At 60.9% G+C, this 11,653-nt stretch carries 2 protein-coding genes, 1 tRNA gene and 2 rRNA genes (1 of these 5 cut by a window edge); 3 read left to right on the top strand and 2 right to left on the bottom strand.

Translation table 11 applies throughout. The annotated features are described in order from the left end of the window. The 3 genes from LGT41_RS15890 to LGT41_RS15880 all read left to right on the top strand — a co-directional run. A 23S ribosomal RNA gene (locus LGT41_RS15890) occupies nt 1-1,731 on the top strand (it extends 1,118 nt beyond the left edge of the window). 232 nt (nt 1,732-1,963) lie between these two features. Continuing rightward, nucleotides 1,964-2,078 (top strand): 5S ribosomal RNA (rrf, locus tag LGT41_RS15885). A gap of 165 nt (nt 2,079-2,243) precedes the next feature. Beyond that, nucleotides 2,244-2,320, top strand: a tRNA-Met gene (locus LGT41_RS15880). Nucleotides 2,321-2,458: 138 nt separating this feature from the next. Here LGT41_RS15880 and LGT41_RS15875 read toward each other — a convergent pair. Together LGT41_RS15875 and LGT41_RS15870 are read right to left on the bottom strand one after the other, a co-directional pair. Further along, nucleotides 2,459-8,395 (bottom strand): DEAD/DEAH box helicase, encoded by a 5,937-nt coding sequence (locus LGT41_RS15875; RefSeq protein ID WP_274127933.1) that lies wholly within the window; start codon nt 8,393-8,395, stop codon nt 2,459-2,461. Then, nucleotides 8,392-11,646, bottom strand: coding sequence for a hypothetical protein (locus LGT41_RS15870; RefSeq protein ID WP_274127932.1), 3,255 nt, complete (start codon nt 11,644-11,646; stop codon nt 8,392-8,394). Before LGT41_RS15870 ends, LGT41_RS15875 begins: the two co-directional genes overlap by 4 nt. Between the last annotated feature and the right edge of the window lie 7 nt (nt 11,647-11,653).

The raw sequence follows: 11,653 nt of genomic DNA, 5'->3' as shown, positions 1-11,653 counted from the left end.
AAGCATGTGAGACGACCAAAACAACCAGGATGTTGGCTTAGAAGCAGCCATCATTTAAAGAAAGCGTAATAGCTCACTGGTCTAGACAAGTTGTCTTGCGGCGAAGATGTAACGGGGCTCAAGCCATGAGCCGAAGCTGAGGATATGCACGCATGTGCATGTGGTAGCGGAGCGTTCTGTATGCGGTGAAGGATGTGGGTGACCTAATCTGGAGCGTACAGAAGTGAGAATGTTGACATGAGTAGCGATAAACAGGGTGAGAGACCCTGTCGCCGAAAGTCCAAGGGTTCCTGCTTAAAGCTAATCTGAGCAGGGTAAGCCGACCCCTAAGGCGAGGCCGAAAGGCGTAGTCGATGGGAACCAGGTTAATATTCCTGGGCCAGGAGATGGTGACGGATCGAAAGCGTAGTTATCCCTTAACGGATTGGGGTGGCTGCCGGACGGTTCCTGGAAATAGCCCTCCGTAAGATCGTACCCTAAACCGACACAGGTGGACTGGTAGAGCATACCAAGGCGCTTGAGAGAACTGCGTTGAAGGAACTCGGCAAAATGCCTCCGTAACTTCGGGAGAAGGAGGCCCCGTCTTTGGGCAACCAGAGGCGGGGGGCACAGACTAGGGGGTAGCGACTGTTTACTAAAAACACAGGGCTCTGCGAAGTGGCAACACGACGTATAGGGTCCGACGCCTGCCCGGTGCTGGAAGGTTAAAAGGAGAGGTGCAAGCTTTGAATTGAAGCCCCAGTAAACGGCGGCCGTAACTATAACGGTCCTAAGGTAGCGAAATTCCTTGTCGGGTAAGTTCCGACCTGCACGAATGGCGTAACGATTTCCCCGCTGTCTCCAACGCAGACTCAGCGAAATTGAATTCCCCGTGAAGATGCGGGGTTCCCGCGGTCAGACGGAAAGACCCCGTGCACCTTTACTACAGCTTCACACTGGCATCAGGTCAGAGATGTGCAGGATAGGTGGTAGGCTTTGAAGCAGGAACGCCAGTTTCTGTGGAGCCACCCTTGAGATACCACCCTTCGCTTATCTGATGTCTAACCGCGGTCCGTTATCCGGATCCGGGACCCTGTGTGGCGGGTAGTTTGACTGGGGCGGTCGCCTCCTAAAGAGTAACGGAGGCGCGCGATGGTGGGCTCAGGTTGGTCGGAAATCAACCGTAGAGTGCAATGGCAGAAGCCCGCCTGACTGCAAGACTGACAAGTCGAGCAGAGTCGAAAGACGGCCATAGTGATCCGGTGGTCCCACGTGGGTGGGCCATCGCTCAACGGATAAAAGGTACGCCGGGGATAACAGGCTGATACTGCCCAAGAGTCCATATCGACGGCAGTGTTTGGCACCTCGATGTCGGCTCATCTCATCCTGGGGCTGGAGCAGGTCCCAAGGGTATGGCTGTTCGCCATTTAAAGAGGTACGTGAGCTGGGTTTAGAACGTCGTGAGACAGTTCGGTCCCTATCTGCCGTGGGTGTAGGAGATTTGAGGAGAGTTGCCCCTAGTACGAGAGGACCGGGGTGAACGTTCCACTGGTGGACCAGTTATCCTGCCAAGGGTAGTGCTGGGTAGCTATGAACGGACAGGATAACCGCTGAAGGCATCTAAGCGGGAAGCCCCCTCCAAAACAAGATCTCCCTGAGAGCCGAGGAAGACCACCTCGTCGATAGGCCGGAGATGTAAGTGCAGCAATGCATTCAGTTGACCGGTACTAATCGCTCGATAGGCTTGATTTGATCCAGTAAACGATGAATTCTACTTCAGAATTCTGCGCAGACCTGAATACAATGAAAGTCATTCGCACCTAACTACATAACGTGAAACGCGTTATCGGTATACTTAGACATGGCGCATTGCACTTTGGAAATGCGATAAGCAAAAGCATTTCCAGCAAAACTGGGAACCGGTTTTGCGGTTCGGAAATGCGATGAACATAAAGACAAATCTCGTGTTGCTGTTCTTTCCTGGTTTGGTGGTCACAGCGTGAGCGAAACACCCGATCCCATCCCGAACTCGGCCGTTAAGCGCCACCGCGCCAATGGTACTGCGACTTAAGTCGTGGGAGAGTAGGTCACCGCCAAACCTGACAAGAACAGCCCATAGCACCAGGCTTCGATTGCTCTCAATACGATCTCATAAACCCCCAATCCTAAACCCATTGGGGCCAAACCGGGCGCGGCCAAACCGGGCGCAACCCCGACGCCGCCACGGATGAAACGGCCAAACACGCGCCCAAATGCGCAACCATCGCGGGGTGGAGCAGCCCGGTAGCTCGTCAGGCTCATAACCTGAAGGTCGTAGGTTCAAATCCTACCCCCGCAACCAAACAAACATAACAATATCAGATACTTACACGCCACCCTCCGGGGCGGCGTTTGCGTTTGAGCCACCCGTGGAAGCACTGTGGAAGCAAGAGGGGCCGAAGTCCTTCGTGCTTCCGGATGAGCCGCTGAGCTGCTGAGCTCAGCGTTCCTCGATGAAAACACTGCACTCCTTCGAGTGGGACATGAGATTGTCGATCCCCGCGGTCACGTCCCATCTCAAGTTGACTCTGGCCCCGTCGTCGACGGTCTGGATGGTTACGACGCGATCATGGAAATGACGGTCGCGTCCGGAGCGGTGATGGAGTTCGGGCGTAACCGAGACTCCGGAAGATCGCAGCTCAGCGCGCACCGCGTTCGACTGGGCTTGCGGCGTGTCCGGCTCTCCATGATCGGGATTCCACACGACCGCGAGCCGCTCTATGCCGACGCCCGCTGCGCCGACCGCAGCGACGAAGCTTGCGAGACGACGACGGTTGTGCGGGCGAACGCCGCACCAGGGATCCTCGATTTCGAGCGCTACACGGCGTCCCGCCACACCTTGGAAAAGCGGCGTGAGTGCACGGGCTGTTCCCGGCCGGAAGCGGAAGACGCGCAAGCGCTCGGTGAGACCAGCCAACGGCCCCGGCAGCGTTCGGACGCTGTCTTGAACAGAGGCGAGCCAGCTCTCGCCTGCTGAACATGAATACAGATGGCTCACCCCCATGAGGGGGCCGTCAAGAGCAGCCGCCGCTTCCTGCTCTGCGTAGAAGGCATCCACGGAAGCCTCAGAACCGCGCCCCTTCAGAACGGACAGGCGAGGCGAATGCAACAAGGCGGACCTATCCAGCGTGCCGAAGCGAATCTGACCGGATCGCTCGTACTGTGCCAAAGCATAGGCAATCTCGCGATCAAGGCCTGTTGGTGTGCCCGCTTCGACTGCTCCCGGAGGAAGGAGGAAGAGCGCATGACGGTTCGCTGCTTCATCGAGCCAGTTTCTCAGTGCCCGGGCGCTTGTGATCGCTTCGGATCGATCTTCGGCGCCCCATAGGGTTGGCGAAGAGACGGCTACAAGCCCGGCTCCTTCCAGACGCACCCGCAGCGTAGCCGCCGCGGTCTGCGCTACCGGGACTGCCGCCTCGGGAGCATGAGAGGGGCGCCGTGTCGACTCCGCAAGCAGGCCGCGCAGCCAATTCAGCACCGGATGTCGATCAAACTGATCCCAATGAACCTGGTTGGAATAATCATTCAGGCACCGCGAACAGCTCGTCTCGCACGCTGAACCTCGGGGGCAATCCAGGACCGCGATTGCTCGACCGAGCAGCACGCGTGCCGAGAAGCGAGAATCGTCGAGCAGTCGGCGGCAATAGCCGGCACCGCCTGGGACCGAGTCCGAGAGGATCACCAGCGGGGCGGCACCGAGCAGCTCGACGGTCGCACGCAGGTCTCTCGGATCGGTTTCAAGGATGTCGGCTGCTGCGAGCCTCAATGCCTCTGCCAACGTTCTCAGAAAGCCATCACGAGCTGCCCGCCGTTCGGTGTCGGTCGGGCGATCGGAAAAGTTGGGGACCGGTTGATCGATGCGGATGCCGCGTAGATCCGTCTCGAAAACGTGCGCCAGGTCCACTGGCCAACGAAGGGACTCGACCCGACACCGGTCGCCGGTACGGGGGTTCTCATGCACTGCCCGGATCTCGGCCCCTCCAAGAGCCTCCTGGGGTGCCGGCCGCGCATGCTCGCAGGCCGGACACCAAAGATAGCCCGCACCCAGCGGTCCGCGGTTTAGGACGAGCATGCGTCCAGGCTGACTTCCCTCCGGAGCAATAGCCGGCGCGAAGAAATGAGTGACGCGTGCGAGGTCCGAAACCTGAAAGTTCTCAGGGCGGGCTCGCGTAAGGAGGCGAGCCTCGTCGACGGGTCGAACCCGCAAGCGAGTCGCGCCGGGATCTCTGCCCTGACGGTCGGTATATGATGTCAGGAACCCGACTGGTTCCACGAAGGCACGGCGCGGGCCACTGGCCCGGGCGCCGCATTGAGGGCAGTTCTCCCCGAAGTCATCCCGGTCGTGATGTGTTTCTGCGTGCTGGCACGTTGGACAAACGCGATGGAATCCACGTTCCATCCAGGCGTCGCCGGTGCCAACTGTGGCTCTCCGTGCAATGCCAGCGGACGTCCATATTCGGCCGCCGGCCACGACTTCGGCGCCCGGCGCATATTCAGCGATCGCCATTGCTGCGTCTCGATCGAGCTGCAGCGCTCGGTCATCTGAGGCAGTGCGAGCGCCGCGCTCAGTGACTATTTCGAGATGAATTGAATGCACGGGGAAGCTGTAGGTTGGGATCACAGCTGCACGCGACAGAGCCTCGACGAGGAAACGATCAAGATATCGACGCATGTCGCCCAAGCGGCCGTTCATTCGACCGGCAGCGCGGCTGCGCGCCTGCTCATTTGCCTCCGGATCATCGAGCGCGGCCCGTGCCGTTTCGTAGGCTTCATTCAACTCACGCCAGCGAGCGGACGTAGCCCTGATCCAGCGGGTGATCTCTGCGCGCGCGTGTTCAGTCAGTTCCCCCGCGGCGAGGCCCACATGATCGAGCCTTGCCGGGAGTGTGGATGCCATTCCTTCGGCGACTGCGCGTGCGGCGACTCCTGCGTCCGAGGCGAACCATGTCGCAAGGTCGGCCAACAGAGCGGCCTCCGCCGACACGTCCAAGCGTTCGCCTAGCACATCGCGCAGACGCGGGGCGCCCGTACGCTCATGGCCTGCAAGGCGACGATCCAGCCAGCCTGCAAGAAGGCATGAGACTTGATGCCGCCGGAAAAAACTGGGGTTGTCCAACGTCAGGTAGGGAGCTGGCGGCAATGCCTCGAGGTAGCCGCGCAGATCGTTGAACTGTGCCTGATCGTACCTGCCGGACCTCGCCATCATCAACGCAACGGGAGCGGCCTGCGCGCGGCGACCAGCGCGGCCCGCGCGCTGTTGATAATTCGCGATGCCGGGTGGAACATTCCGGCAGAAAACCGCTTCCAGCTCACCCAGATCGACGCCCATTTCCATCGTCGTTGTGCAACTGAGCAGATTTACTTCGCCCTGCCGGAATCGCTCTTCGATCTCGGAGCGCTCCGTGGTCGAAATTGCCGCAGTGTGCTCCCGCGCGATCCCGCTGAGTGGCTGTCCTTCATAACGAACAAGGTAGTGGTTGCGCCGACGCATCTCTGCCCGCTCCTCGGCAGATATGGGAACGGTGCGCCCAGTGCAGCGCCACGCCGTGCAGGCGCCGCCAAGATCGATCTGGCTGGACGCGCCGCAGCTTTCGCAGCGGCGCAGTTCTCCTTCCGCGGTCGCTGCGAATCTCATGGCGGCCAAGTTCAAGACATGACCATGCCCCCCGGCTAGCAAGAGGCGGTGCCTAGGGCGCGTCGCCTCCTCCCAGAAAGCAGAGAGAAGGTCTCTTGCTTGATCTTCCGGAATTCCGAGCTGATCGACGAGCACCCAAAGCGGTCGATTGGGACGTCCCGGTTCTGAGAGCAGCGTTCGCAGTCGGCGACTTTGGTGTGTTCGTGTCAGTGACCACGATATGTCGGCGCTTGCCAGCCCTTCTCCCCAAACCGACTCGTCCGTGAGGTCGATATTCTCTAACGTGTTGATTGCTCTCGTTTGCCGGATGAGATCGAGGAGAAAACGGACAAGAGTCGGCACCATACCTCGATACTCGGGCTGGACCCGTTCTGCCAGTCGCTGCGCGATCCTTGCGCTGCCCTCGTAATGGACAGTGATCAGGCCGAGCGATTCAAGCGATAGCCGGAGAGGGCCACCGCAGAGCTCGGCCGCGATCAGGGCCATCAGGCGGTCTTTCGCGGCGCTGCTGCTCAACGGTTCCGGATTGCGGCGGTCATAGAGCTTGAAGCCGGATCGCCGTAGCGACGTCCAAACACCATCCCGCAACCCCATGAGGTCCAGCGCTTCGTTGGACTCTCTGCGCAGCGCTTGGACCATAGCCGCGCGAAGCGCCTGATCCCGAGCGGTACGCTCGAAGAATGGGGCGAAAAACGCCGCGTCCTGCCGGTTGTCGGCAAAGACGAGAAGATTCCGACCCTGCATCGGTGCTTCGGATGACCGCGCCTGCGGCGGCGGCAGAGCCTCGAGCAGCGCCTGGGCCGTTACCGACGCGAGCGCATCGTCGCCAGGATGGATCGGAGTAACTGGCTCGGCGAAGCGTCCGCCGGTGGCTCCGCAGGAGAGGCATTTTCGGACATAGCTGCGACGCTCCTCGGCATCGTCTCGCATCGGCGCTTCGGCAAGGGAGAGGACGCCTTCCTCGGGGCCGTCGGCCAACTCGCCAGTGTCGGCGAAGAACTCGAAAGGGGGTTCGTCCTCGGATCCCTCGTCTTGTTCGTCAGAGTCAACTTCTGTCGCGGCCTCTCCCGCTCTGATCAACCTTAGAACCCGGCGCCTTGATCCAGGACTGATTTCGGGGCGCGGATGGAGCATAGTTCCATCATCCCATCCCTCGACATAGGGTTCGCCGCAGTTGCGGCAAACGAGAAGGGGATAGGCCGGGGCCTCAGCTATATGCATGCCATTGCGAGAAAGCCGGAAGTCCGACCAATTCTCGGCGTCGCTCGCAGACAGCCTCAGGGCCACGCCCTCGACGCCCGAGGCGGCGAGATGAAAACGTGCTGGAAGAAGTGGAAACGCGCCGGGTACAGAAGGGCGAGCCAGAACACCAAGCGAGATCAGAGCCGTCAGAGCTGTCTGCGCCGTCTCTCCAGATTCCGATGGAAATACTCGCGCTGCCAGATCGGCGAAGGGCAGAGCTCGCTCCTTGAGCGCACTGGCCACCGCACGAACCTCTGCAATGCCGGCGAGCCGTGCAATGAGCCCTTCGCCGAATGGTTGTATAGGGTTCAGGACCAGCGCATCGAGGTCGGCCTCCCGCATCGCCTCGTTCCAGTCCTCGGTCAGATAGTCGGCATTGTCAGCCGCGAGGCATCCTTGCTCTCGCAACTCCGAGAGTACCCGTCCTGCTTCGACCCAGGCGGACGCGGACAGAGCTTCTGGTTCGGCACCGTCGACCAATGCTGGATGGAGTCGTCTTTCGGCGGTGATTACCGAACCGTCACCGCTCGGGAAGGGCTCCCCGAACAGGTCCTCCGCGAATCGCGCGAGTTCTTCTCGCCTCGCTGGGTCAAGGCTCGCGGACGTCCCCACACACCGAATCTGCCCTTGGGGTATGCCAAGACGCGCTTTCAGCTTTCGCAGGAGGAAAGCGACTTCGATTGCTTGGGCGCCGGTATATGTATGGACTTCGTCGAGCACGAGCCAACGGACGTCCGCCCCGGCCAGCAATGCGCGGTTACGCGGCAAGAGCAGGATGTGCTCGAGCATGGCGTAGTTTGTGACGAGAATGTGCGGTGGGTTCGCCAACATTTCGCCCCTGGCTAGAAGCCAGTTCCGGGGAGCATGGCGCGCGTCGGGGAAATCGGCCTGAAAAGTGGGCGTGGCCGTCAGTCGTACTTCCTCGTCCGACCTTGTCGCATCTGAGCGCACCTGCCCGGTGAAGCGCCCGAGTGTGATGCCGGGATCACCGAGATTTCGAAACAAGAGCCGTGCGATACGGTGCATCTGGTCGTTTGCGAGGGCGTTGAGCGGATAGACAAGGATCGTCCGAACGCCGGGCCGCTCCAGTTCCCCTTGACGCAAAAGATCATCGATCAGGGGGAATAGAAAGGACTCCGTTTTGCCGGAGCCGGTGCCTGTGGCGACGAGATAGTTTTCGTCGCGCCCGATGGCTGCAGACTGGTGCAGGTGAAGCCGCCTGCGCCACAGGGATCGCCCTTCTTCGCTTTCGGAAAGCGCTGACCAAGCACCGTGCAATGCACCGGTAGCAACGAGTTCCTCGATGCTTCCGCCCTTCTCGAAGTCTGGCAAACTTTCGACGAACGGGCCGCGCACCAATGCCGAGCGCGCGCATGCGTCAGCGACGGCGCGTGAAAGTCGCGGCGCCCGTGCAGAAGAGACAGCGGCGGCTGTTGAGATGTAGCGCGCCAGCGTCGCGCCGAGGTCGTCCCTGAAACGGATTGGGTCGAGTTCGGTCATGGGCGTTCCTTGGCGATTTGCCAGAGCAATAGATGGAAGGCGAAAAGCTCTGGAGCGAGGCGCAACATAAAGGCGATGCTGGTCAGGGCTTGCCTTGGCGACATGTCCGCCCGCGTGGAAAGGCTTTCAACGTACTCGGACACCTCATTCAGGCGGCTTGCCCGGGCAAAGCCGGAAAGGAGCGCCGAGCCCCACAAATCGACCTGAGCCGGCTCCTCCGACTCCTGGTTGCGATGCGGAGCAGGTGGGCGAAGCTTCTCTGGCGCCAAGATCCAGGCTGCGTGCATCAAGCGCTGCAAGGATGCCTGACGCCGGCTGTTCGGCCCTTCTTCGGCCGTGTCCTCGACGAATAGACCGGCGGCGTCGAGCCGCTCGACAAGGCGCAGATGTGCTGCACGCCAATGGTCGGGCCCGAGCAATGGCGTACCACGCCAGAACCATCCCGCTGATGGATCGCCGTCGACCAGCGGCAGGTTTCTGAATAAGCGTGCTGGGTCGAACCCCTCCAACCGCGTTCCCTTGTCGCGCGCCGCCTGCAGGTTCCGGAACGCGAGGTAGACCGTGGGATGAAGATGAGACAGCTCGCGAAGGCGCGCCGTGTCGAGTGTGGCGAGCGCTGCCATTTCGGCAACGCCGGGATCAATGGACGCCGCCAGTGAGGCGAATGCCTGCGGCGCTGCAGCGTATAGATCCGGAGCGAATTGCAAAGGGTGAAGGATTGGTACCCAGCCGGGGGCCGCGTGGTCGGGAGGCGGCAAGCAGGCCGCTCGCATCACCGCTCCGTCGCCGCCGTGAAGTTCTCGCAGCCGATGACCGAGTTCCTGCCAGCGCGGCACCAATGTGCGATCCAGCGTTGGCCAGCACTCTGCTGCATAGCAATCCGACAGCCAGTGACTGAGGGCTTCGAACCGACGCTGAAGCTCTCCGTCCTGCACGAAGTCGTTCGCCGCCGGGTTGATAATAGCGATTGCGAAACAGTCGCCTCGCGAATTGCGCAGCGGTCGCCAGCCATCGCGACCTTCGGGGCGGATCAGGAGCCGGGCCAAGCGGGGGCCGTCATCGAGCCAATCGGCGTCAAGCGTCAGTTCGAGGCCGTGCGCGTCGTTGTCGCTCACCTCGGCATGAAACCATTCCGGCCGACGGGTGGCCACCGGTCGATGCCGCAGCGCAGCTTCGGCGAGAACCACTGCTCCGGTTTCATCCTCAACCTCGACGGCCACTGCGTCCACCGGCTCTCCGAATTTTAGCTGCAGCCGGATCGCGCTACGAGCGGGAAGAAAGTTTATCCCCTGGGGGGCAAGTGCTGCGACCAGTTCGAACAACAGGACTTCCGAACCGTTTCCACGCCGCAGTAGCACACGTTCATCGGACGCAGGTGTCAGAAGATCACGAACAGCTAAACTACGGGTCAACCCGCCAAGGAACGGACGCTCTTCCCGCCTTCCGCGGATGACCAGTTGCGCCTTCTGATCAGGGCACCGGATGCTGATCGTATCGAAGCGATCATCTTCACCAACCGAGAGCCGCGTGCCAATCGGGAGTGGGGCAAGGCTGCCTTCTGCACGGCGCCTGGTTACGGAAACATCGGGCCAAGGCAGATCGAATGGAACATGAACGCCTTCGATCTCGAATACGGCTCGCGCAACGCTGTATCCGCCGCCGGGATCAAGACAAAGACGCCCTTGGTCGTCACGGCCGACATGGAGGCATTCGTCCTGTACGAGGTTACGGACCGGGCGGTCGCTATGGAACACAATCCCGTCAGACTCCCGAAATCCGGGCCATACCCAGGCGGAAAGTCCGATCCCGGAGCCATGAACAGTGGCACCATCAGCACTAGGTGCCATCAGTTCCATCCGAAGACGCACCGGGTCTGCTGCCTCAGCCTCTGCGAAGCCCGCTAGGACCTCTTCCATCCCGACATCGCCAAAACCGTCATCTGAGATCAGTACCTCGATAAGCCGCGACTGCATGCCGAGCGCGACCCGTACCGCACGGGTTTCGGATCGTCCCAATCCAGTTTCGATCCGAAGGCGTGCAGACCTCCCGTGAAGCACGCCCCGTGGACCGCTCGCGATTTCGGCGCCCGCCAGGGAAAGGCGTCTTCGTGGACGGGCCCTGAGGCCTGTTTGAACGCCGTCGAGGTTGAGCGCCACGGGGCGGGGCCCAAGCATCGCAAAGCCGACATAACTCTCGGTTTCTGGTTCAAGAGCGGGTTCGCCTGCTACGGAGAACTGCGCACGTGCCAAGATCGCAATGTCCGTTGAGTCCAGTTCGATCTCTACAGCCCCTCGTGGGATCTCGCGCAGGTAGTGGCCGGTGATCCTGTCGAACGCGGCACATCCTCCGTGCGCGAGGAGTTCGAGCTGGCCGCTCTGGCCAGAAATTTCCCAACGTATCTCGCGCGGCCAGGGCTGCGGAAGTGTCCAGTCTTCGCCTCCACGCAAACGCAGCGGTCGTTGCGCTCCATCGAGCCACAGGCGAATACGTCCCTCGCTTCGAGGCAGTCGCAAGACAAGCCCCCCAGACTGCCAATGGAGCCGGGGCCGTGGTGCAAGTGCCTCGCTTCCTCCACGACTTGATGTCGGCCGCGTTTCCTTCAGCCTCTGGTCAAAGACTTCCTTGAAACACCTCTCGAACTCGATCGCAGGGACGAAGGCCTCTGGATCTTGGCGTATCCGTGCAAACAGGGCGGCATGCCAGGCAGTCTCGTCCCAGAGGATCGCACGGCGAGGCACGATGACCGCGGGTGGAAGGAAATACAGGGCATCGTCTTCCCAGCGGTTGAGTAGCACGGTCGTTTCGACAGGCGGCGGACCAAATGCTGCTTCCTGTCTCAGAAACGCGTCGATCAAATGGGGAAGCTGCGCTTGGCTTACTCCGGCATGAAGAAGGTAGATGTCGACATCGCGATCGAACCCTCGAGTAGGCAACCCGAACCGGTCGCAGACGCCACAGAATGAGCTGAACAGCACCTTGCGATGCTGCTGGTTATCAAGCGGAACGCTAAGAGTATCAGCAATATGCGGGTACACCGCATGGCCGGTGTCTCCATATCCTTCGCTAAGAGAGTGAGTGACGAGCCATGCTGCGAGGCTTGGAAACTGGCGGAACAACACTTTCAGCCTGTCCGGCCGGCCGTCCAAAAACTGTCGCGTGCGCTCAATGGCTCGCACTCGCGCGGCTTCGTCTAGCGGGATAAGGCCAATGAAGGGCGGCGCCCCCGCTTCTTGGCGGCGTCTGTTGATCAAGAAGTCT

Source organism: Abyssibius alkaniclasticus, assembly GCF_020447305.1.
Lineage (GTDB): Bacteria > Pseudomonadota > Alphaproteobacteria > Rhodobacterales > Rhodobacteraceae > Abyssibius > Abyssibius alkaniclasticus.
The sequence above is the reverse complement of the archived record's forward strand: the minus strand, read 5'-3'. Positions and strand labels throughout refer to the sequence as shown.